Source organism: Streptomyces sp. NBC_00986 (genome assembly GCF_045162565.1).
Classification (GTDB): domain Bacteria; phylum Actinomycetota; class Actinomycetes; order Streptomycetales; family Streptomycetaceae; genus Streptomyces.
Map to the genome: position 1 here is coordinate 11,697,666 of NZ_CP108733.1, position 22,391 is coordinate 11,720,056.

Consider the following 22,391-nt stretch of genomic DNA (forward strand, 5'->3'; position numbering starts at 1 on the left):
GGGCGGTCGCCGATCTGCGGCCGCAGTTCGAGACGCGCGCGGTCCTCGACCGGCTGCCCAGCGCGGCCAGGCTGGCCGACGGCCCGAACCGCCCCCGCCTGATCTGCGTCGCGACCCCCATGGTGGCGGGCGGAGTCGTGCAGCACGCGCGGCTGGCCGCGTCCTTCCGCGGCATACGCCCGGTGTCGGCGCTTCCCCTGCCGGGCTTCGCCAAGGGCGAGAGCCTGCCCGCCTCCGCAGACGCAGTGGTGGACGTCCTCGCGGCAAGCGTCCTCGAGGCGGCCGAGGGCGAGCCGTTCGTCCTGGTCGGCTACTCGTCCGGCGGCCTGCTCGCCTACGGCACGGCGCACCGGCTGCAGGAGACGACGGGAACCGGTCCCGCCGGGGTGGTCCTCCTGGACACGTACAGCGTCGACGACCACGGAATGCCCCCGGGATTCCAGCACATGACGTACCGCATGCTGGAGATGGAATCGACCTTCGGGCCTTACGACAGCGCGCGGCTGTCGGCGATGAGCCGGTACTTCCACCTGCTCCCCGACTTCAAGCGGCCCGGCATCGACGCGCCGGTGCTGTTCGTCGGGGCGGGCGGCTCGTTCATCCCGGACGACGACCCGGCGATCCGCCCCGAGGACTATCCGCGGGCCGAGCCCTGGGACCCCGCGCACACCTTCCGGCTTGCGCACGGAAACCACTTCGCACTGGTGGAAGAGGAAGCGGAATCGACCGGTCGGCTGATCGAGGAATGGCTCCGCTCACTCGACTGACCCCGGTCCGGACCTCTCCGGCGACCGTCAAGGGTCTCTGCAGGACCTCTCCATAGGACTGTGAACACGGCTTCGTCTCTTGAATCAGGTGGTGGGAATGGCGCCCAGCGGAAACGTCCTCGCGGCGGCGAAGAAGGGAACCGCACCCTTCCGCGGATACGAGACGTGGTACCGGGTCACCGGCGATCTGCACTCCGGGCGCACTCCGCTCGTCGCTGTGCACGGCGGTCCCGGGGCCACGCACGACTATCTCCTCGGCCTGTCCTCGCTCGCCGAGGAGCAGGGCCGGCCCGTCGTGCACTACGACCAGCTGGGCAACGGCGGCTCCACCCATCTGCCTCACCAGGGCGCCGACTTCTGGACCGTCCAGCTCTTCCTCGACGAACTCGGCAACCTGCTGGAGCACTTGGGTGTCGCCGACGACTATCTGCTGTACGGGCAGTCGTGGGGCGGGCTGCTCGCCGCCAAGCACGCCTCGGCGCGTCCGCACGGGCTGCGCGGCCTCGTCATCGCCAACTCGCCGGCCTCGTACGGGCTCTGGCTGAAGGAGATGGCCGTCCTGCGGAGCGCGCTGCCGCCTGGCGTCGACGACACACTGAAGCGGCACGAAGCGGCGGGGACGACCGACAGCGCCGAATACCTCGACGCCGCCATGCACTTCTACCGCAAGCACGTCTGCCGGGTGGACCCCTGGCCCCGCGAGTACCTGGCCACCTTCATGGAGATCTACAACGATCCCACCGTCTACTTCAGCATGAACGGGCCGACGGAATTCCACGTCACCGGCACCTTGCGGGACTGGTCGGTGACCGACTGCGTCTCCGCCATCACCGCGCCCACCCTGCTGCTGTCCGGTCGCCACGACGAGGCGACCCCGGTGACCGTGCAGCCGTACGCCGATCTCATCCCGGACGTCCGCTGGGAAATCCTCGAGGAGTCCAGTCATGTGCCCCACATCGAGGAACCGGAGCGCTTCTACCGCATCCTGACCGGCTTCCTGGACTCCCTCGACTGACCGACTCTCCCGACCGATTGGACCCCTGCGGTGGAAGCGAACAAGGACGAGATCATCGAGGCGCTCCGCAACACGCTGATGGAGGTCGAGCAGCTGCGGCAGCGGAACAGCAGGCTGGCGGCACAGGTCGGCGAGCCGGTTGCGATCATCGGCATGGCGTGCCGCTTCCCCGGCGGGGTGAACTCCCCGGAAGACATGTGGCGCCTGGTCGTGGACGGCGCGGACACCATGGCGCCGTTCCCCGCCGACCGTGGCTGGGACACCGCGGGACTCTACGACCCGGAACCCGGCACCGAGGGCAAGAGCTATGTGCGCGAGGGCGGATTCCTCTACGACGCCGCGGAATTCGACCCCGCCTTCTTCGGGATCAGCCCGCGTGAGGCGCTGGCGATGGACCCGCAGCAGCGGCTGCTCCTGGAGACCTCGTGGGAGGCGATCGAGCACGCGCGGATCGACCCGGCCACGCTGCGCGGCACGAAGGCCGGTGTGTTCGCCGGTGTGATCTACCACGACTACGGCGTCGTCAGCGGGGACACCGCAGCAACCGGCAACGGCAGCCTGGTCTCCGGCCGCGTCGCCTACAGCCTCGGCCTGGAAGGGCCCGCGGTGTCCGTGGACACCTCCTGCTCGTCCTCGCTCGTCGCCCTGCACTGGGCGACCCAGGCACTGCGCTCCGGCGAGTGCTCGCTCGCGCTGGTCGGCGGTGTGACCGTGATGTCGACCCCGCAGACCTTCGTCGAGTTCAGCACGCTGCGCGGTCTCGCCCCCGACGGGCGCTGCAAGCCCTTCGCGGCGGCCGCGGACGGCACCGCTTGGGGCGAGGGCGTGGGAATGCTCCTGGTGGAGCGCCTCTCCGACGCCCGACGCAACGGGCACCGGATCCTCGCCGTCGTACGGGGCTCGGCCGTCAACCAGGACGGAGCGAGCAACGGCCTCACCGCGCCCAACGGACCTGCCCAGCAGCGGGTCATCCGGCAGGCACTGGAGAACGCCGGCCTGACGTCGGCGGACGTGGACGCGGTGGAGGCACACGGCACCGGCACCACCCTGGGTGACCCGATCGAGGCGCAGGCGCTCCTGGCGACGTACGGGCAGCACCGTCCGCAGGGCCGGCCGCTGTGGCTCGGCTCGGTCAAGTCGAACATCGGACACACCCAGGCCGCCGCCGGTGTCGCGGGGATCATCAAGATGGTCGAGGCCATGCGGCACGGCATCCTGCCCAGGACGCTGCACGTCGACGAGCCGAGCACACAGGTCGACTGGGACCGGGGCGACGTGCGCCTGCTGACGGAGGAACAGACATGGCCGCAGACCGGGCGGCTGCGCCGGGCCGGCGTGTCTTCCTTCGGTGCCAGCGGCACCAACGCTCACGTCATCATCGAGCAGCCCGAACAGCCGGCCGCGGAGCCGGCCCCGGCCGGGGGGCAGGCCGCGGGCGGCACCCCCCTGCTGATACCGGTCTCCGCGAAGACCCCGGCAGCCCTGCGGGAACAGGCCGGGCGGCTGCGGGCCCAGCTGGCGGCACATCCGGAGCAGACCCCCGCCGACCTCGCCCACTCCCTGACCACGACCCGCTCCCGCTTCGAGTACGGGGCCGCTTTCACGGCCCACGACCGGGAGGGCCTGCTCACCGCACTCGGGGCGCTGGCCGGCGGCGAGCGGGCCGCGCGGCTCGTCCAGGGCCGGGCCCGGGACGGCCGGACCGCATTCCTGTTCACCGGCCAGGGCAGCCAACGTGTCGGCGCCGGAAGGGAGTTGCACGACACCTACCCCGCCTTCGCGCAGGCTTTCGACGCCGTCTGCCGGGAACTTGACCGCCACCTCACCGGGCACCCCGATGCCGGCCCGGCACTGCCCGTGCGCTCGGTCCTGTTCGCCGAACCCGGCTCGGCCGAGGCGGCACTCCTCGACCGCACCCAGTACACACAGGCAGCCCTCTTCGCTCTCCAGGTCGCGCTGTTCCGCCTTGTGGAGGGCTGGGGTGTACGCCCCGACCTGCTGCTCGGACACTCGGTCGGGGAACTCGCCGCGGCCCACGCCGCGGGTGTTCTGACACTCGAGGACGCGGCCCGGCTCGTCGCCGCGCGCGGCCGGCTCATGGAGGCACTGCCCGCCGGCGGCGCCATGGCCGCCGTACAGGCCACCGAGGCCGAGGTGATTCCCCTGCTGGACGGCGAGGCCTCCGTCGCAGCGGTCAACGGACCGTCCGCCGTGGTCGTCTCCGGCGCCGAGACGGCCGTCACACGGGTGGCCGACATCCTGCGCGCCCGCGGCCGCAAGACCAAGCGTCTCACCGTCAGCCACGCCTTCCACTCACCGCTCATGGAGCCGATGCTGGCCGAATTCGCCCAGATAGCAGGCGAGTTGGCCTACGCCCCTCCACAGATACCGCTCGTCTCGAACGTCACCGGCCGCCTGTTGACCACCGAGCTCTGCTCGGCCGACTACTGGGTCAGCCATGTACGCCGGCCGGTGCGTTTCCTCGACGGCATGCGCACCCTGGAGCAGGAGGGTGCCACCCGCTACCTCGAACTCGGCCCGGACGGAGTGCTCAGCGCCCTGGGCGAGGACTGCCTGACCGCAGACGACGTCACCGCCCGCTTCGCCGCGGCGCTGCGCCCGGACCGCGACGAGCCCGACAGCGTGCTCACCGCCGTGGCCCACCTGCACACCACCGGCGCCGAAGTGGACTGGACCGCACTTCTCGACGGCGCCGACGGCCGCCGCATCGACCTGCCCACCTACCCCTTCCAGCACCAGCGGTTCTGGCCCCGCGCCCACGCCGCCGACCCCGCCACGGCCCCCGCCCCGACCGGCCCCGACGGCTGGCGCTACGAGGTCGTCTGGAAGCCCGTACCCCACACGCAACCCGGATGGGCGGAAGCGCTGCACGGCGACTGGCTCGTCCTGCACGAGGAACAGGGTGCCGGCCATCCGCTCGTCACCTCCGCCACGCGCGCCTTGACCGCACACGGAGCCCACGCGATCCTCCTCGGCCTGGACGCGGACTGCGCCGGACGCGAGGAACGGGCCTCACGGCTGGCCGAGGCCGTGGCCGGCCGACGGATCGCCGGCATCCTGTCGCTGCTTCCCCTCGCCGACACACCTCATCCCCTGCACCCCGAGATCAGCACCGCACTCGCGCTGACCCTCGCCTTCGTCCAGGCGCAGGACGACGTCCGCCTGGAGGCGCCGCTCTGGGTCGTCACCAGCGGCGCGGTCGCCACCGACGACCACGGGTCACCCGACACCGGTCAGAGCGCCCTGTGGGGCCTGGGCCGGGTACGTGCCCTCGAACAGCCCACCCGCTGGGGCGGCCTCGTCGACCTGCCCGACCTGGTCGACGAGCACACCGAGGCGCGCCTCGCCGCCGTCCTCACCGGCGAAAGCGGCGAGGACCAGGTCGCCCTGCGTCCCTCGGGGACTCTGGTACGACGTCTGGTGCGGGCCCCCCGTACCACCGCACACCCGGACACCCCCTGGCGGCCGGGCGGCACCGTCCTCATCACCGGAGGCACCGGAGCACTCGGCGCCCATGTGGCACGCCGACTGGCCCGCACCGGCGCCACCCGCCTCGTCCTGGCCGGCCGCCGCGGCCCTCAGGCACCCGGTGCCGAAGACCTGCGGGCAGAACTCACCGCGCTCGGCGCGGAGGTCGACCTGGCGGCCTGCGACGTCGGCGACCGCGACCAGCTCGCGGCCCTCCTCGCCCGACAGCGCGACAACGGCACCCCCGTGACGGCCGTCGTGCACGCCGCCGGCGTCGACTCCACCGTGCCGCTCGGCGACACCACCATCGAGGAGTTCTCCGCCACGCTCCGCGCAAAGGTGGCAGGCGCGTCCCACCTGGACGAACTGCTCGCCGACTCCGACCTCGACGCGTTCGTGCTGTTCTCCTCCGTTTCCGGTGTCTGGGGCAGCGGCGGCCAGGGCGCCTACTCCGCCGCCAACGCCCAGCTCGACGCCCTCGCCCAGCGCCGCCGCGCACAGGGACTCACGGCCACCTCCGTGGCGTGGGGACCCTGGGCCGGTGGTGGAATGGCAGCTCAGGGCGACGACGAGCTGCTGCTGCGCCGCCACGGCCTGCCGCCCATGGACCCCGAACTCGCCGTCACCGCGCTCGAACAGGCACTCCAGCGGGACGAGACCACGATCACCGCCGCCGACGTCCAGTGGGACCGCTTCGCCGCCGCTTTCACCGCAACCCGCCCCAGCCCCCTGCTCGCCGACCTCCCCGAAGCACGGCAGGCGCTCGGTGCCACCGACCCCGAACAGCAGGTTTCCGCCCAGGACACCGGGGAGGACACCGCCGCGCACCTGCGCGCCGACCTCGCCGGACACACCCCCACGCAACAGCGCGCACTCCTGCTCCAGCTGGTGCGCGAGCACGCCGCCCGAGTCCTCGGCCACGACTCCACCGAGCACGTCGAAGCCCACCGAGTCTTCCGCGACCTGGGCTTCGACTCCCTCACGGCGGTCGAGTTCCGTAACGCCCTGCACACCGCCACGGGCCTGCGCCTGCCCGCCACCGCCGTCTTCGATCACCCCTCCCCCGACCGGCTCACCGACCACCTCACCACCGAGCTCCTCGGTACGGGCGCGGCGACGGGCTCCGTTCCGCTGCCGGCGGCTGTGCTCCGGGAGGACGAGCCGGTGGCGATCGTGGGGATGAGTTGCCGTTTTCCCGGGGGTGTGGAGTCTCCGGAGGACTTGTGGCGGCTGGTGGCCGAGGGCCGGGACGGTATCGGGGAGTTCCCGGCGGACCGGGGCTGGGATGTCGAGGGTCTGTACGACCCCGAGCCGGGCACCCCCGGCAAGACCTATGCCATGACCGGCGGATTCCTCCCCGCGGTCGCCGACTTCGACGCCGGCTTCTTCGGGATCGGCCCCCGCGAGGCCACCGCCATGGACCCGCAGCAGCGGCTGCTCCTGGAAACCTCCTGGGAGGTCCTCGAACGCGCGGGCATCGACCCGCACTCCCTGCGTGGCCAGGGCGTCGGCGTGTTCGTCGGCGGCGCCTACTACGACTACGGCGGTGACCTCGCGCACTTCCCCGAAGAACTCTCCGGCTACTCCGCCGTCGGCCGCGCGAGCAGTGTCCTCTCCGGCCGGGTGTCGTACAGCCTGGGTCTTGAGGGTCCGGCGGTGACGGTGGACACGGCGTGCTCGTCCTCCCTGGTCGCCCTGCACCTCGCCGCGCAGGCGCTGCGGCGCGGTGAGTGCTCCATGGCCCTGGCCGGCGGCGTCACCGTCATGGCCACCGCAGACACCTTTGTCGACTTCAGTGCCCAGCGAGGTCTGTCTCCGGACGGCCGCTGCAAAGCGTTCTCGGCCGCCGCGGACGGTACAGGCTGGAGTGAGGGTGTCGGCTGGCTGCTGGTGGAGCGGTTGTCGGACGCCCAGCGGCTCGGGCACAAGGTGCTGGCGGTCGTCCGTGGTTCGGCGGTCAATCAGGACGGTGCGAGCAATGGGTTGACGGCTCCGAATGGTCCGGCGCAGCAGCGGGTGATCCGGCAGGCGTTGGCGGACGCGGGTCTGTCGGCGGCGGATGTCGACGCGGTGGAGGCGCACGGTACCGGTACGACGCTGGGTGATCCGATCGAGGCGCAGGCGCTTTTGGCGACGTACGGGCAAGAGCGTGCGGAGTCCGGGCCGTTGTGGCTGGGGTCGGTCAAGTCGAACATCGGGCACACTCAGGCGGCTGCCGGTGTGGCGGGGATCATCAAGATGGTCGAGGCGATGCGGCACGGCGTCCTGCCCAGGACGCTGCATGTGGATGAGCCGACGCCGCAGGTCGACTGGGACGAGGGCGCGGTCGAGCTGCTCACCGAGGCGCGTGAATGGCCCGAGGCAGGTGGGCGTCCGCGCCGGGCGGGTATCTCCTCGTTCGGCATCAGCGGCACGAATGCGCACGTGATCGTGGAGCAGGCGCCGGAGCCGGAGCCGGAGCCGGTCGTGGAGCCGGAGGTGCGGGGTGGGGTTCCGGCGGTGGTGCCGTGGGTGGTGTCGGGTGCGTCGCAGGACGCGGTCCGTGCGCAGGCGGTCCGGCTGTCGGAGTTCGTGGCGGAGCGGCCTGAACTGCCTTTGGCGGGCGTGGGGTTGACGCTGGGGACAGGGCGGGCCGGGCTGGAGCGGCGCGCGGTGGTCGTCGGGTCGGACCGGGACGAGTTGCTGCGGGGTCTGGACGCGCTGGCGAATGGTCAGGTGCCGGTGACGGCGCGTTCGGCCGGATCGACGGCGTTCCTGTTCACCGGTCAGGGTGCCCAACGCGTCGGCATGGGCCGGGAGTTGTACGCGTCGTTCCCGGTGTTCGCGCGATCCCTCGACGAGGTGTTCGACTGCTTCGACGGGCTGGTCGACGGGTCGTTGCGTGAGGTGATGTGGGGTGGTGATCAGGACCGCCTGGATCGTACGGAGTTTGCGCAGCCGGCGTTGTTCGCTGTTGAGGTGGCGTTGTTCCGGCTGTTGGAGTCGTGGGGTGTCACACCCGATTATGTGGCGGGTCATTCGGTGGGTGAGGTGGCGGCGGCGTATGTGGCCGGGGTGTTGTCACTGGCGGATGCGGCCCGGCTGGTGGCGGCGCGGGGCCGGTTGATGCAGGGGCTTGCGGCGGGCGGTGTGATGGTGGCGGTGGAGGCCGCCGAGGACGAGGTCGTTGCGTTGCTGCAGGGCCGGGTGTCGGTTGCGGCGGTGAACGGGCCGCGTGCGGTGGTGGTTTCCGGTGCTGAGGCGGATGTGGACCGTTTGGTGGCCCGTTTCGAGGGTCGTCGGACGAAGCGGTTGGCGGTCAGTCATGCGTTCCATTCGCCGTTGATGGAGCCGATGCTGGACGAGTTCGCGGCGGTGGCGGGCGGGCTGACGTATGGCAGTCCGGTGATCCCGTTGGTGTCGAACGTGACGGGTGGGCCGGTGGTTCCGGATGCGGCGTACTGGGTGCGGCATGTGCGTGAGGCGGTGCGGTTCGCGGACAGTGTGAGCTATCTGCGGGACCAGGGTGTCGATGCGTTCGTGGAGCTGGGTCCGGACGGTGTGCTGTCGGCGATGGCCCCGGAGACCGGGTGTGTTCCGGTGCTGCGCAAGGACCGCGACGAGGCCAGGACGCTGATCGATGCTCTGGGCCGGATCTGGGCGCGGGGTGTGGAGGTGGACTGGGCGGCGTTCTTCGCACCGTGCGGGGCCCGCGCCACGGATCTGCCGACCTATGCCTTCCAGCATCAGCGGTACTGGCTGGAGACCTCGGAGCAGGTCGCCGATGTGGCCTCGGCAGGTCTGCACGCGCCGGGTCATCCGCTGCTGGGGGCGGTGGTCGGTCCGGCGGGCAGCGACACCGTCGTGCTGACCGGGCGCCTGTCGACTGCTGCTCAGCCCTGGCTTGCGGATCATGTCGTGGGCGGCAGTGTGCTGTTCCCGGGGACCGGTTTCGTGGAGTTGGCGGTCCGGGCGGGGGACGAGGTCGGTTGCTCGGCGGTCGAGGAATTGACGCTGTCCGTTCCGTTGGTGGTGCCTGAGGACTCCCAGATCCAGATCCAGGTCGTCGTCGCGGCACCGGATCACAGGGGCCGCCGCCCGGTGACGGTCTACAGCCGTCCGCACCTCGCAGGACCGGACGCGGAGTGGACGACCCATGCGACCGGCACGCTGGCGGCAGCCGCCGACTCCCCGTCCTACGACCTGGCCGTCTGGCCGCCGGTTGGTGCGGAGCCGGTGGAACTGGGGGGTTTCTACGAGGAGTTGGCGGGGGTCGGACTCGGCTACGGGCCGGTGTTTCGGGGGTTGCGGGCGGCCTGGCGGCGCGACGGTGAGGTGTTCGCGGAGGTTGTTCTGCCGGAGCAGGCGGCGGGTGAGGCCGACCGGTTCGGTCTGCATCCCGCCCTCCTCGACGCCGCCCTCCACAGCATCGCTCTGACGGGCGACGAAGCGATGTGGGCGCAGTCGTACAAGGGTGTGCTGCTGTCCGCCGGCGGTTCGTCGGAGCTGCGTGTACACGTCCGGGCCGGCGCGTCCGGTGTCGTGCTGAGTGCGGCCGATGGGACCGGGCGTGCGGTGGTGGATGTCGCGGCGATGGTGACCCGGCCCGTCACGGAGGTCCTGGCTGTCCTCGGCGCGCGGAGTGCCGAGGACGAAGCGAGCGTTCCCGCGCCGGTCCGAGCCCCGGGACGCCGCAGCGCCGCCGAGCGCCAGGACGTGGACGGATTCCGGCGGCGGCTCGCTGCTCTCGCCGCACCGGAGCGCCGGCAGTCGTTGCTCGACCTGGTGCGCACACACACCGCCGCGGTACTCGGCCACGCCGACGCCGACGCGGTGGATCCCGAACGGGCCTTCCAGGAGATGGGTTTCGACTCCATGGCCGCCGTGGAGCTGCGCAACCGGCTCGGCACGGTCACCGGTCTGGTCCTGCCGTCCAGCTTGGCCTTCGACCATCCTTCGGCGGCGGCCGTGGCCGCCTTCCTGGACGAGTCGGCCGCTCCCGCGCGGGGCGACGGCGTCCGGGCGCTGCTGGCCGAGCTCGACCGGATGGACCTCGCGCTGAGCGGACTGTCCCCGACCGGAGCGGAGCACTCCAAGGTCGCCGCGCGGCTCGACGTACTGCTGCGCAAGTGGCAGGGCGCATACGGCGAATCCGCACCAGCAGAATTCAAGCAGGACTTCGGTGCGGCCACCGACGATGAACTGTTCGAAGTGCTCGACAACGAACTCGGAATTTCCTGACGCCGCGACCGGGAGTTTCCCCTTGGTCGAGGTCATTCCCGATCATCAGGGCAGGTCAAGTCAGTCGGTAGGGGTTCGTGGCTAGGGGCGGATAGGGGTTCGTACCAGAACTCCCCGCCCCTAGCCTGCTGGTGTCGAATTGATTTGTTTTCCCGCCAGGCGGATAGGAGAAATGATTTCCGTGCCGTCCCAAGAAGAACTCATCGAGGAGGCCGAGGCCGCACTGGCGAAACTCGGCACTCCGCCCATGCCGGTCGATCCCTACCCTCTCTACGAGGCACTGCGGCGTGTCGACCGGGTCTACCGGAGTCCGGTTCTCCAGGCCTACGCCGTCACCGGTTATGAGGAGGTGTCGCAACTGGCCAAGATGCCCAACATGAAGAACGGCGGTCGGGCCGCGACCATCCGGCGTGAGGACTGGGAGGAGCATGACTCGCTGCGACTGTTCCTGCGTGCCCTCGTCACCCTCGATCCGCCGGAGCACACCGCGCTGCGCAGTCTGGCGAGTTCGGTCTTCACCCCGTCCGCCATCAAGAGGCTGCGCGGCTCCATAGAGAAGATCGCCGAGCAGTACCTGGACGTGCTCGCAGAGCAGGCGAGCGGCGGTGCGCCCGTCGACCTGGTGAAGCTGGTCGCCAGCCCCTACCCGGTCGCGGTGATCTGCGAACTGCTCGGCGTGCCCAGCGAGAAGGGCATGCTCTTCTACGAGCTGGCGAACGACTGGACGCGGGTGTGGGGCGGCGGCGCCTACACGGAGGAGGAACTCGCCAGGGCGGACGAGGCGACCAAGGAACTCCGCGGCCACTTCGAGGAGTTGTTCCGGGACCGGCGAGCCCAGCCCCGTGAGGACCTGATCTCGGGCCTGGTGGCGGAGGTGGAGGCGGGCCGGCTTTCCGACGAGGACCTGATGGGCCTGTCGACCTTCCTGTTCATCGCCGGGTTCGAGACCACGACCAATCTGATCAGCACCAGTGTGTGGACCCTCCTGGAGAACCGTGACGAGCTCAAGCGGTGGCGGGAGAATCCGGACATCACCGCGAGCGCCGTCGAGGAGCTGATCCGGCACGGTACGCCCATCTCCGGCACCGTCCGGCTGGCGGGGGAGCCGCTGCACATCGGGGGGCACGACATCCCGGAGAACTCGCTCATCTTCCTCATGACGGCGGGCGCCAATCGCGACCCTGCGCAGTTCCCCGACCCCGATCGGCTCGACCTGACCCGCAACGACGGGGCACACGTCGGGTTCGGTGGCGGCGCGCACTACTGCCTGGGCGCCAACCTGGCCCGGATGGAGGCGCAGGTCATCCTGCCCGCCCTGATCAACCGCTTCTCCACGATCGAGATCGAGGGCACACCGCAGTGGCGCACTGCCACGGGTCTGCACGGGTTCGACCACCTGCCGCTGGTCCTCGGCAAGTAGGCGCGATCCGGGTACCGGCACCAAGTGTGGAGCCCCGCCGGACGTCCGGCGGGGCTCCACACTTGGTGCTGCGGGGGACAGTGTCAGCCGCGGGGGTCGTAGCCCGCCTGCAGTTTGGCCACCATGCCGCCGTCGATCCGCAGCTGGGCGCCGGTGATGTAGCGCGACTCGTCGGAGGCGAGGAAGACGACGGCGTGCGACACGTCGGCGGTCTCCACGTAGGCGATCGGCATGCCGTGCACGGACTTGAAGACCGGCTCGACGTCGTCGGCCGTGGGGTTCTCCAGGTCCGGGCGGAACGTGCGGTAGGCGGCCTCGTTCTTGATCAGTTCGGTGGGCACGTTGGTCGGATGGATCACGTTCACCCGCCGGTTGGACGGGGCCAGCTGGATCGCCAGCCAGTCCGCGTACTCGGTGAGCAGGTGCTTCGACAGGCTGTAACCGGCTGCTCCGTGTCCGACGCCCGTGTTGCCGTCGTAGCGCGGCATCAGGCCGGCCACCGAGCCGATCAGGATGACGGATCCGCCCTCGGCGAGATGCGGCAGGGCGGCGTGCACGGTGTTGGCCGCACCGATGAAGTTGACGTCGAGCGTCTCGGTGAAGGCGCTGAGGGGCCGGTCGGGGCCCATGGGGCTGATACCGGCGTTGGGAATGACGACGTCGAGACGGCCGAGCTCGGCCACCGCCTCGTCCAGCGCGGTGGACAGTGAGCTCCGGTCACGTACGTCGACCTGCCGGACGACCGCACGGCGGCCCGTCTTCTCCACCAGGCGGGCGGTCTCGTCGAGGTCCGACGGCCGAGAGCCGGCGTACTCGGCGGTCGAGGCGTCCTGGCACACGTCGAGCGCGATGATGTCCGCGCCCTCCTCGGCCAGCCGCACTGCATGGCTGCGGCCGAGTCCACGTGCCGCGCCGGTGATCGCGACAACCTTTCCTGCCACTCGATTCATTTTCGTCCTGCCTCCCCATTCACCTTGCTTCTTCTTTCACTGCCGTATTTGAATTTCTATCGCCGGTACCGACCCGGGTGATACGGCAGTCGACCCCTATTCCGGGGTCGGAGAGGCATTTAGGGGCCCGCTGCGCCGGACGCGCGGAGCCCCCCGGGAGATGACGGGGGTTTGCACCTCCCGGGGGGTGGTCAGTCGGCGAGCCAGCCGTGCCGTCGGGCCAGCTCGCCCAGGCTTTCTCCGACCCGTGCCAGTTGCCGGCGGGGCAGGGACGGAAGTTCCTCGGTGAGGGTGTCGGTCACCTCGCGCACGAACTCGGAGACGGACATGGCCTCCGTGTCGCGCTCGTCCTCGACAGGGCTGACCGTGACGGCCCGCAGGCCGCGCTCCGATTCGCAGACGTCGAACCGGACGAGGACGCCCGGCCTGAGCAGCGTTCTGTCGGAGAGGAAGTCATTGGCGTGCACGAAGACGTCCCGACCACCACCGCGCGGCACGATGAAGCCGTACCCGCGCGCATCGTCGTAGCGGATGATCCTTCCCACCATCACGGCTCGACCTTCTCTTCTCTCTGAGGGAAACCGCTGCCGGGCGCCGGGGGATGTACACCCGGCAGCGGTCGTTCTCATCCGGTGCGGGACGGGCCCGGCCGGTCAGCCACGCACGCCCGCGTCGGTCGTGGTGTGCTGCGTCTGCCCGGGCACCGTGTCCCGGCCGGCTTCCTCCTCGTGGTGCGGAAGGATCTTCGGCAGGCCGCGGGCTGAGTACAGGGTGAAGAGGCAGATGGCCAGCAGGATGGTGCCGTTGATCACCACCGCCAGGTGCATGCCGTCCATGAAGGCCGACTTCGCAGAGGCAAGGATCTCCTTGCTCAGGCCGGCGGGCTCGTGTCCGGCAACGTCGATGGCCGAACCGAGCGAGTCGCTCGCCAGCCGCCGCGCCTGCCCGGTGACACCGTCCGGCAGATCGATCCGGCGGTGGTAGATGGTGTTGAGGACGGTGCCCAGGACCGCCATGCCCATCGCCGCGCCGAGCTCACCGCCGGTGGTGGCGATACCGGATGCGATGCCCGACTTCTCCGGTGGCGCGCTGCTGACGATCATCTCCACCGTGCAGGCGAAGATGCAGGAGACGGCGATGCCGTGGAGCAGCGTCGGGATCAGCAGCGCGGTGTAGCCGGCGTTCACATCGGCCCTGCTGTACAGGAACATCGCGCTGCTGAGCAGGGCGAGGCCGAGTGCGACGGTACGGGCCTGGCCCAGACGCGGGATCAGCTGGACGACCAGCGGGGCGCAGATCATGCCCATTCCGGCCGGGGGCAGCAGGGCGAGAGCGGCACGCATCGGCGACCAGTCGTGCACGAACTGCAGGTACTGGCTGATCAGGAGCAGGACGCCGACCGAGCCGAACATCGTGAACGAGTTCGCCACGAACGCGCCGGAGAACGCGCGGTTCCTGAACAGGTGCACATCCAGGATCGGCTCGGCCAGCCGGGTCTGCCGCCAGACGAACAGCAGCAGGGCGACGACGCCGGCCGCGGCGGTGCCGTAGATCCTGGGCTCGCCGAAGCCGTCACGGACGGACTCCTGGATGGCGTAGACGACCGCGAGGATGCCGATCACCGACAGCACGACGCTGAACAGATCGAGCCGTCCGGGCTTCGGGTTGCGCGACTCGGGCAGCAGGATCAGGCCACCGAGGAAGACGACCGCCATCAGCGGCACGTTGATCAGGAAGACCGAGCCCCACCAGAAGTTGTTGAGCAGCGGTCCGCCGACGATCGGGCCCAGCGCGGTGCCGCCGCTGATCATGCCGGTCCAGATGCCGATCGCGACAGTGCGTTCTTTGGTGTTGGTGAAGATGTTCCGGATGATCGACAGGGTCGTCGGGTAGATCGTGGCGCCTGCGACACCGAGCAGTGCGCGGCCCGCGATCAGCGACTCCGGGTTCGGTGCCCAGGCCGTGAGCGCGGACGCCCCGCCGAACAGCACGGCGCCCAGCACCAGCAGCTTCTTGCGTCCGATGCGGTCGCCGATGATGCCCATGGTGATCAGCAGGCCGGCCATCACCAGGCCGTAGATGTCCGCGATCCAGAGGATCTGGCTCGCGCTCGGGTTCATGTCCTCCGTCAGCGACGGGATCGCCAGCTGCAGGACGGTCAGGTCGACGCTGATGACGAGGGCGGCCACACAGAGGACTGCCAGCGCAATCCACCTGCGATCCGCCCCTCGGGACTGTCCGCGGGCCGGAGCCGCCCCGGCCTTCGCTGTGCTCATCGTTCCTCCATGTCCCGGCACTCCTCGGGGCGCCGATCAAGCTAACCGTATACGGCATAGGCCATTGCGTTTATGTTGTACACAGATGTCGGCCGGGCTGTCAACCGTGCCTGGATCCGGGGCGGTTAGGGGCCCGGGGGAAACCCTTAGGGGTTGACCCCCACGGGATCGCTTACGTAGCGTATTCCGTATATTTCGAACGCAAATATTCAATTGAATTCCAGGAAAAGCGGAGGGCCGATGACTACCGAGCGGGGTGCCTCGCGCATAGCCGTGGTGGGCGCGGGCGTGATGGGTGCCAACATCACGGCCATGGCGCTCGGCTACGGCGCCGACGTGCTGCTCACCGACAACGACCCGGACGTGCTGGGCACCGCCCGCACCCGGATCACCCAGCACCTTCGTCACGCGGGCCTGCTCGGAGCCCTGCCCGCGGACCGGAAACCGGGCACCCTGCGCACCGCCACGGAATTCGACACCGGCGGACCCTTCGACGCGGTCGTGGAAGCGGTCACCGAACTGACCGAGGTCAAGTCGAAGGTGCTGCGGGAGATCTCGGCGCGGGTCGCCCCGGGGACCCCGGTGATCACCAACACCTCGGGCATCCCCGTCGACGAGCTCGCCGAGGACGTGGACCGCCCCGAGGACCTCATCGGCACCCACTTCATGAACCCGACGTACCTGATCCGCATGGTCGAGGTGGTCCGCGGTGCCCATACCGGCGAGGCGACGCTGGCCAGGGTGACCGCCCTGATGACCGCACTCGGCCGGATGCCGATCGTGGTGGGTGACGCACCCGGCTTCGTGACCAGCAGGCTGCTCCACCCGATGATCAACGACGCGGCCCGGGTCGTGGGCGAGGGCACCGCCACGGTCGAGGCCGTCGACAGCCTGATGGAGGGCTGTCTGGGGCACCCCACCGGGCCACTGCGCACCGCCGACCTGATCGGCATCGACAACCTCGTCGACTCCCTCGCCGCCCTGTACGAGCGGACCGGCGACGAGGGGTGCAAGCCCTGTGAACTGCTCCTGGAGAAGGTTCGCGAAGGCGCTCTCGGGCGCAAGAGCGGCCGCGGCTTCTACGACTACGGAAAGGCACTGTCATGACGACGAACGCGACGACGCCCGAGACGGAGCTGCTCGGGTTCCTGCAGACCAGGATCGGCACCCAGGTCGCCGCGGACCACGACCTGTTCGCGACCGGACTCGTCACCTCGATGTTCGCGATGGAGCTCGTCGTCCACCTCGAACAGACCTACGGCGTCACCATCGTCGGCGCCGACCTCAAGCTCGACAACTTCCGCACCGCGCGGAAGATGGCGGCCCTCGTGGAGCGGCTCAGCAGCGCCGCCGGCGACGGTGTCTGAGGCACTGGACCAGGCGTGCGGCCTGGTAGGGGACCTGGTCGCGGACCACGCCTCCGAGTGGGACCTCACCGGAGCGCTGCCCGACGCGCTGCTGCGCAAGCTCGGCGCGGCCGGACTGCTGTGCGCCGAAGTCCCCGCCGCCCACGGCGGGATCGGCGCCACGAGCCGGGACAGCGGTGAGTTCACCGCCCACGTGGGCAGCCTGTGCAGCTCGCTGCGCAGCATCATGACCTCACAGGGCATGGCCGCCTGGACCGTCCGTCGGCTCGGCAACCCCGCGCAGCAGTCCGCGCTGCTGCCGCAACTGACCTCGGGCAGCCTCGCCGCGGTCGGGTTCAGCGAACCGCAGGCGGGCAGTGACCTGTCCGCGATGACCACCGAGATCCGCTCGGACGGTGACTCCGTCGTGGTGGACGGCGGCAAGAAGTGGGTCACCGCAGCCGCCTACGCCGACCTGCTGCTGATCGCCGGCCGCTTCGAGGGCGACGCGGCCTTCGTCGTGGTCCCCAAGGACACGCCCGGCGTCCGTGTGGAACGCATCGCGAGCCCCCTCGGCTGCCGGGCGGCCGGCCACGCCGACCTGTTCTTCGACGGGGCACGGCTGCCCGCGGACAACGTCCTGGGCCGGGCAGGACTGCCACTGCCGCTGATCGTCACCACGGCACTGGCCTACGGGCGCATCTCGGTCGCCTGGGGCTGCGTGGGTATCCTCCGCGCCTGTCTGGACACGGCCGTGCGCCACGCCGGGCGACGCCACCAGTCCGGCACCGCGCTCGCCGCGCACCAACTCGTCCAGCGCCATCTCGCCGAGCTGTACATCGCGGAGCAGGCCGCGACCCGGGCCTGCGAACACGCCAGTGGCCACTGGGACACGGGCTCCCCCGACATGGTCGTCTCGACCGTCCTGGCCAAACACGTCAGTGCCGGCCACGCCGCCCGGGCCGCGGGCACCGCGGTACAGGTCCTGGCCTCCGCCGGGTCCCTCGACGGCGAGACGGTGGCCCGCGCGTACCGGGACGCCAAGCTGATGGAGATCATCGAGGGCACCAACGAGATCTGTGAGCTGATCCTCGCCCAGCACGTTCTGGCCGCCTCCAGGGCTGGTTGACGCGGTGTGCCGGCCGGCGCCCCGGCGGTGGTGCACGTGGACCGTCTCCCGCCGCCGGCCGGCAGACACACCACATCAACCACCTCAGGAGGAACTGTGACCGACGCACCGACCCTGGTGAAATGCCTGGTCTGGGATCTCGACAACACGCTGTGGCAGGGCACCCTGCTCGAGGACGGGGACGTCCGCCCCACCGACGCGATACGCGAGGCCGTCACCGCCCTCGACGCCCGCGGGATCCTGCAGTCGATCGCCAGCAAGAACGACCACGACCTCGCCTGGGCGCGCCTGGAGGAGCTGGGCCTCGCCGAGTACTTCGTGCTCCCCAGGATCGGCTGGGGGCGCAAGTCCGACTCCGTACGGGAGATCGCCGCGAGCCTCAGGTTCGCCGAGGGCACCATCGCCTTCATCGACGACCAGCCCGCCGAGCGCGCCGAGGTCGCCTACCACGCACCGCAGGTGCGCTGTTACGACGCGACGCAGGCCCTGGAACTCACCGGCCTGCCGGAATTCAGTCCCGCCACGGTCACCGTCGACTCCCTCCGGCGCAGGCGCATGTACCAGGCGGGGTTCGAGCGAGAGGCGGAGAAGGAGCGCTTCCAGGGACCCGACGAGGAGTTCCTGCGCTCCCTGGAGATGGTCCTGACCATCGGCCGGGCCGGCGACGAGGAGATCACCCGGGTCGAGGAACTGACGCTGCGCACCAGCCAGATGAACGCGACCGGCGTGCACTACTCCGACGAACGGCTGCGCTCCCTGCTCGCGGACCCGCAGCACGAGGTCCTCGTCACCACCATGGCCGACCGGTTCGGTCCGCACGGGGCGGTGGGGGTCCTGCTGCTGCGCACCGGCGAACGTGCCTGGCACCTCAAGCTGCTCGCCACCTCGTGCCGGGTGGTCTCGTTCGGCGCGGGTACGGTGATCCTGAACTGGCTGGTGGACCAGGCCTGCCGGGCCGGCGTCCATCTGGTCGCCGACTTCCGGACCACGGACCGCAACCGCATGATGGAGATCGCCTACCGCTTCGCCGGATTCGCCGAGGAGCCGTGTGGCTGTCTGGAGACGCTCGAAGCGGCCGGCGGCGACGGGATCCAGCGGCTGCACCTGACGCCCTCACCCCAGGACCCGCCCACCACGCTCCGCCTGGAAGCACCGGACCTGACCCCGGACCCGGTGGGCTGAAACACGGCCGGGGCGGCACCCCGACAGGGTGCCGCCCCGGCCGTGTTCCCCCGCGGGCCTACTTCTTGCGCACGAGGGTGATCCCGTCGGCCATCGGAAGCAGCGACAGCTCGACCCGCAGGTCGTCGCGCAGGAACACGTTGAGATCCCGCACGGCGCGCGTGTCCGGGTCCTGGGCCGCCGGGTCCACGACCCGGCCGAAGAACAGCGTGTTGTCGATCACCATGAGACCGCCGGGGCGCAGCAATTCCAGAGAACGCTCGTAATACGTCCGGTAGTTCGCTTTGTCGGCGTCGACGAAAGCGAAGTCGAAACTCCCGGCGCCGGATTCCTTGAGAAGTGCGTCGAGGCTGTCCGCGGCGGGCCCGACCCGGGTCTCTATACGATCGTGCACCCCCGCCCGTTTCCAGAACTCCGCGCCGATGGCGGGCCACTTGTCGCTGATGTCGCAGGTGACCACCGAGCCGCCGGAGGGCAGGGCGCGGGCCATGCACAGGGTGCTGTATCCCGTGAAAGTGCCCACCTCCAGTACTCTGCGGGCCCCGGTGAGGGCCACAAGGAGGGCCAGCAGCTGGCCTTCCTCCGCCATGACCTGCAACGCCGTCCCGGCCGGCAGCGCGGCCGTCTCGGCACGCAGGCCCTTGAGCACGGGATCGTCCCGCAGGGACACGTCCCGTAGGTAGGCGAGGACTTCCTCGGTGCATTCCACTTGGTTGGCCATACCGCGAGGCTAATTGGGAAATAATCGCCGGTGTCGGGCCGAGGAAATTTCTAGGGGGCGGCAGAACGCATCTAGGGGGTCTTCCCGATGGTCCGGGGGCGTGCGACGCCGATTCAATGGAGTTCCATTGACAGGCATTCAAGAGCCCGATAGACGCAAGTCGACGCAGGCCACGACGGATGAGGAAACATGAGCCTTCTCGACCAGCAAAGTCCGTTCTTCGCCCATCCCCACCTCACGGGTTCGCTGTGGCCCGCGCCGGTGCGCGACTCCTTCAAGGACCGGGTCGCGGCCCTCGCCGAGGTGGGCGCCACCGGCATGGGCATGGGCACGTACGAACTGGAGGCCCTGCCGGCCGGTGAGACGCCCGGGACCCTGCGGACGATCGCCGACGACCACGGCATCCGCATCGGCGAGCTCGAGCTCCTGCTGGGCTGGCACACCGACGGCGACGAGTACCGGCAGGCCCGGCAGACCGAGGACCGCATGTACGCGGCCGCCGAAGTGTTCGGCGTACAGCGCATCAAGACCAGCGCGGTGTTCATCCCGCCGGCCCCGCTCGCCCCGCTCGACCTGCTCGTGGAGCGGTTCGCCGCGCTGTGCGACCGGGCCGCCGCCCACGGCCTGACCGTGGAACTGGAGCCCTTCGCGGTGTTCCCGGCGTTCAACTACGACGTCGCAGCCGATGTCGTCGTGGCCGCCGACCGTTCCAACGGCGGCCTGCTGATCGACGCCTGGCACTACTTCCGCGACCCCTACGGCCCGGCCGGCCTGGCAAAGGTCGACGGACGCCACATCACCGGGTTCGAGCTGGCCGACGGCCACGCCGAGCCCGTCGGGTCGGTGCAGGACGACTGCATCCACCACAGGCTGCTGCCCGGCGAGGGCGACTTCGACCTGGTCGCACTGACCAGGACACTGGCCGACAAGGGCGTCGACGTGCCCGTGTCCGTCGAGGTGATCTCCATCGAACTGCGCGAGCTGACTCCCCAGCAGAACGCCGAGCGCACCGTGGCCGCCGTACGTAAGATCCTCTCGGACGCGAGGAGCGCGGGCCATGAGTGAGCCGGATCTGAAGGGCGTCACCGCACTGGTCACCGGTGCCAACAGCGGCATCGGACTGCCCACGGCACGCGAGCTCGCCCGCCGGGGCGCCCACGTCCTCATCGCCTGCCGGAACGAGACCCGGGGCCGGGCCGCCGTCGAGCACATTCGCCGGACGACGGGGACGGAGACCGAATACGTCCCGCTCGACCTCGCCTCCCTCGCCTCGGTGCACGCTCTCGCCGACCGGCTCGCCGACCGCCTCGACGGACTCGACCTGCTGATCAACAACGCGGGAGTGGGCCTGATCGCCCGCCGGCTGACCGAGGACGGCTTCGAGAAGCAGTTCGGCACCAACCACCTCGGCCACTTCGCCCTCACCGGTCGGCTGCTGCCGCTGCTCACGGCCCGCCCGCAAGCCCGCGTCGTCACCGTCACCAGCGACTCCCACGAAGAGGGCGAGATCGACTTCGACGACCTGGCCGCCGAGCGGAAGTACGGCAGGATGAGCGCCTACGCCCGCTCCAAGCTGGCCAACCTGCTGTTCGCACAGGAACTGCAGCGCCGTGCCGTCGTGGCCGGGCTCGACCTGCTGAGCCTCGCCGTCCATCCGGGCACGACAGCCACCAACATCGGCGCGCTGCCCAAACCGGTCAAGAAGCTGGTCGGTCTCTTCCTGCAGTCCGCGGACAAGGGTGCCGAGCCCACGCTTTACGCCGCCACCTCGCCCGGAGCGCGGCCCAGCGGTTACTACGGTCCCGGCCCGGCGCCGCTGATGCCCGCTGACAGGGCCCTCGACAAGGACCTCGCCGTCCGGCTGTGGGAAATCTCGGAGAAGCTGACGGACGTGCCGTTCCTGCTGACCCACCGTCCTGGCGTGCGGTAGGACCCGTCCGGCGGGTCAGGCGCCTTATCCTGCTACCGAAAGTGTTCGTACGAACGTCTGGCCAGAGCAGGCCGTGCCGTGCTCTGGCGGCGGTCGGAGCCGAGTGGGGAGCGCACATGGCCGCGGGCAAGAACGAGGTGACCCGCAAGAACTCCGGGACGAAACGCAGCGCAGCGTTGTTCTGGGGCGGCAAGGACCGTGCCAGCCGCGGGCCGAAGCCGGCGCTGTCCGTGGAGCTCATTGTCGCCGCGGCGGTCAAGATCGCCGACGCCGAGGGGCTGCAGACGGTCTCGATGCAGCGGGTGGCCAGCGAGCTCGGCTTCACGCCGATGTCGCTGTACCGGTACCTTCCCGGCAAGGCCGACCTGATCGACTTCATGATCGACACGGCCATCGGTGAGCCGCCCGCTCTGGACGAGGAGACGGGCGGCTGGCGGCCCAAGCTGGAGCGGTGGGCACGCGAACTCACCGGTGTCTACCACCGCCACCCATGGATGTTCGAACTGGCGGCCCGGCCTCGCCTCATGGGACCCAACCAGCTGAACTGGCTCGAGGTCGCGGTCTCCGCCTTCGCCGGCACCGGGCTGACCGGGGCCGAGGAACTGGACGCGGTGTTCACCGTCAGCGGCCTCGTCCAGAGCTGGAACTACCGCTCCTCCGGCCCTGAGCCGGTCGAGCAGGACACCCCCGACGACCAGTGGGGATCCGCGGTCGCCGAGATCGTGCGCGAACACAGCGACCGCTACCCCGCGCTGATGGCGGCCATGTCCTCCGGTGCCTTCGATCCGGCGGCCGGCGATGGCGAGGAGTTCGGCCTGCGCTGTGTCCTGGACGGCATCGAGACCCTGATCGCCGGGCGCGCCGCCCACTCGACGGCGGTCTGAGCCCCCACCCGAGACCCGCCGCCCCGGACATCACCGGGCGGCGGGTCCGGTGTGTCCGGGGC

13 protein-coding genes and 2 pseudogenes are annotated in these 22,391 nt (G+C 70.2%); 11 read left to right on the forward strand and 4 right to left on the reverse strand.

The genetic code is table 11. The annotated features are described in order from the left end of the window. Positions 1 to 122: 122 nt before the first annotated feature. From OG504_RS52630 to OG504_RS52645, 4 genes and pseudogenes are all read left to right on the forward strand, one after another. A pseudogene (locus OG504_RS52630) lies at positions 123 to 767 on the forward strand (alpha/beta fold hydrolase); the annotation flags it as partial. Between the two features lie 97 nt (positions 768 to 864). Beyond that, positions 865 to 1,782, forward strand: coding sequence for a proline iminopeptidase-family hydrolase (locus tag OG504_RS52635; RefSeq protein WP_405987776.1), 918 nt, complete (start codon positions 865 to 867; stop codon positions 1,780 to 1,782). Positions 1,783 to 1,812: 30 nt separating this feature from the next. Further along, a pseudogene (locus tag OG504_RS52640) lies at positions 1,813 to 10,221 on the forward strand (SDR family NAD(P)-dependent oxidoreductase); the annotation flags it as partial. Between the two features lie 451 nt (positions 10,222 to 10,672). Next, on the forward strand, positions 10,673 to 11,911 hold the full coding sequence (locus OG504_RS52645; RefSeq protein WP_405987775.1) for a cytochrome P450: 1,239 nt from the start codon (positions 10,673 to 10,675) through the stop codon (positions 11,909 to 11,911). Positions 11,912 to 11,994: 83 nt separating this feature from the next. Here OG504_RS52645 and OG504_RS52650 read toward each other — a convergent pair whose 3' ends face one another. The 3 genes from OG504_RS52650 to OG504_RS52660 all read right to left on the reverse strand — a co-directional run bounded on the left by OG504_RS52650 (position 11,995) and on the right by OG504_RS52660 (position 15,137). Next, entirely contained in the window at positions 11,995 to 12,861 is an 867-nt protein-coding gene (locus OG504_RS52650; RefSeq protein WP_405987774.1) for a mycofactocin-coupled SDR family oxidoreductase, read from the reverse strand. A gap of 191 nt (positions 12,862 to 13,052) precedes the next feature. After that, positions 13,053 to 13,409 (reverse strand): cold-shock protein, encoded by a 357-nt coding sequence (locus OG504_RS52655; RefSeq protein WP_405987773.1) that lies wholly within the window; start codon positions 13,407 to 13,409, stop codon positions 13,053 to 13,055. A 105-nt stretch (positions 13,410 to 13,514) separates the two neighbouring features. After that, positions 13,515 to 15,137, reverse strand: a complete 1,623-nt coding sequence (locus tag OG504_RS52660; protein ID WP_405987772.1) for an MFS transporter — start codon at positions 15,135 to 15,137, stop codon at positions 13,515 to 13,517. Between the two features lie 240 nt (positions 15,138 to 15,377). Here OG504_RS52660 and OG504_RS52665 point away from each other — a divergent pair, with 240 nt between their 5' ends. From OG504_RS52665 to OG504_RS52680, 4 genes are all read left to right on the forward strand, one after another. Beyond that, the gene (locus tag OG504_RS52665) at positions 15,378 to 16,244 is read left to right on the forward strand and encodes a 3-hydroxyacyl-CoA dehydrogenase family protein (RefSeq protein WP_405987771.1); all 867 of its coding nucleotides are present in this window, start codon (positions 15,378 to 15,380) and stop codon (positions 16,242 to 16,244) included. Beyond that, positions 16,241 to 16,504 carry an acyl carrier protein gene (locus OG504_RS52670; RefSeq protein ID WP_405987770.1) on the forward strand — a complete coding sequence of 88 codons (264 nt, stop codon included), beginning with the start codon at positions 16,241 to 16,243 and terminating at the stop codon, positions 16,502 to 16,504. The genes OG504_RS52665 and OG504_RS52670 overlap by 4 nt, the downstream gene beginning before the upstream one ends. Further along, on the forward strand, positions 16,497 to 17,612 hold the full coding sequence (locus OG504_RS52675) for an acyl-CoA dehydrogenase family protein (protein ID WP_405987769.1): 1,116 nt from the start codon (positions 16,497 to 16,499) through the stop codon (positions 17,610 to 17,612). Before OG504_RS52670 ends, OG504_RS52675 begins: the two co-directional genes overlap by 8 nt. Before the next feature lie 96 nt (positions 17,613 to 17,708). Beyond that, a complete protein-coding gene (locus OG504_RS52680) occupies positions 17,709 to 18,794 on the forward strand; it encodes an HAD-IIIC family phosphatase (protein WP_405987768.1) in 1,086 nt (361 codons plus the stop codon). A gap of 58 nt (positions 18,795 to 18,852) precedes the next feature. Here the strand turns inward: OG504_RS52680 and OG504_RS52685 are convergent, their stop codons facing one another. Continuing rightward, positions 18,853 to 19,515, reverse strand: a complete 663-nt coding sequence (locus tag OG504_RS52685; RefSeq protein WP_405987767.1) for an O-methyltransferase — start codon at positions 19,513 to 19,515, stop codon at positions 18,853 to 18,855. 189 nt (positions 19,516 to 19,704) lie between these two features. Here OG504_RS52685 and OG504_RS52690 point away from each other — a divergent pair, with 189 nt between their 5' ends. The 3 genes from OG504_RS52690 to OG504_RS52700 all read left to right on the forward strand — a co-directional run bounded on the left by OG504_RS52690 (position 19,705) and on the right by OG504_RS52700 (position 22,329). Continuing rightward, positions 19,705 to 20,580, forward strand: coding sequence for a sugar phosphate isomerase/epimerase family protein (locus OG504_RS52690; protein ID WP_405987766.1), 876 nt, complete (start codon positions 19,705 to 19,707; stop codon positions 20,578 to 20,580). Further along, the gene (locus OG504_RS52695; protein WP_405987765.1) at positions 20,573 to 21,445 is read left to right on the forward strand and encodes an oxidoreductase; all 873 of its coding nucleotides are present in this window, start codon (positions 20,573 to 20,575) and stop codon (positions 21,443 to 21,445) included. The genes OG504_RS52690 and OG504_RS52695 overlap by 8 nt, the downstream gene beginning before the upstream one ends. Positions 21,446 to 21,561: 116 nt before the next feature. Then, a complete protein-coding gene (locus OG504_RS52700; protein WP_405987764.1) occupies positions 21,562 to 22,329 on the forward strand; it encodes a TetR/AcrR family transcriptional regulator in 768 nt (255 codons plus the stop codon). Positions 22,330 to 22,391: the final 62 nt, after the last annotated feature.

What these genes read in the sequence shown, in the direction of transcription:
- OG504_RS52635 (WP_405987776.1), top strand. Translation starts at nt 865, where the DNA reads ATGGCGCCCAGCGGAAACGTCCTCGCGGCGGCGAAGAAGGGAACCGCA.
- OG504_RS52650 (WP_405987774.1), bottom strand. Translation starts at nt 12,861, where the DNA reads ATGAATCGAGTGGCAGGAAAGGTTGTCGCGATCACCGGCGCGGCACGT.
- OG504_RS52655 (WP_405987773.1), bottom strand. Translation starts at nt 13,409, where the DNA reads ATGGTGGGAAGGATCATCCGCTACGACGATGCGCGCGGGTACGGCTTC.
- OG504_RS52660 (WP_405987772.1), bottom strand. Translation starts at nt 15,137, where the DNA reads ATGAGCACAGCGAAGGCCGGGGCGGCTCCGGCCCGCGGACAGTCCCGA.
- OG504_RS52665 (WP_405987771.1), top strand. Translation starts at nt 15,378, where the DNA reads ATGACTACCGAGCGGGGTGCCTCGCGCATAGCCGTGGTGGGCGCGGGC.
- OG504_RS52670 (WP_405987770.1), top strand. Translation starts at nt 16,241, where the DNA reads ATGACGACGAACGCGACGACGCCCGAGACGGAGCTGCTCGGGTTCCTG.
- OG504_RS52685 (WP_405987767.1), bottom strand. Translation starts at nt 19,515, where the DNA reads ATGGCCAACCAAGTGGAATGCACCGAGGAAGTCCTCGCCTACCTACGG.
- OG504_RS52690 (WP_405987766.1), top strand. Translation starts at nt 19,705, where the DNA reads ATGAGCCTTCTCGACCAGCAAAGTCCGTTCTTCGCCCATCCCCACCTC.
- OG504_RS52695 (WP_405987765.1), top strand. Translation starts at nt 20,573, where the DNA reads ATGAGTGAGCCGGATCTGAAGGGCGTCACCGCACTGGTCACCGGTGCC.
- OG504_RS52700 (WP_405987764.1), top strand. Translation starts at nt 21,562, where the DNA reads ATGGCCGCGGGCAAGAACGAGGTGACCCGCAAGAACTCCGGGACGAAA.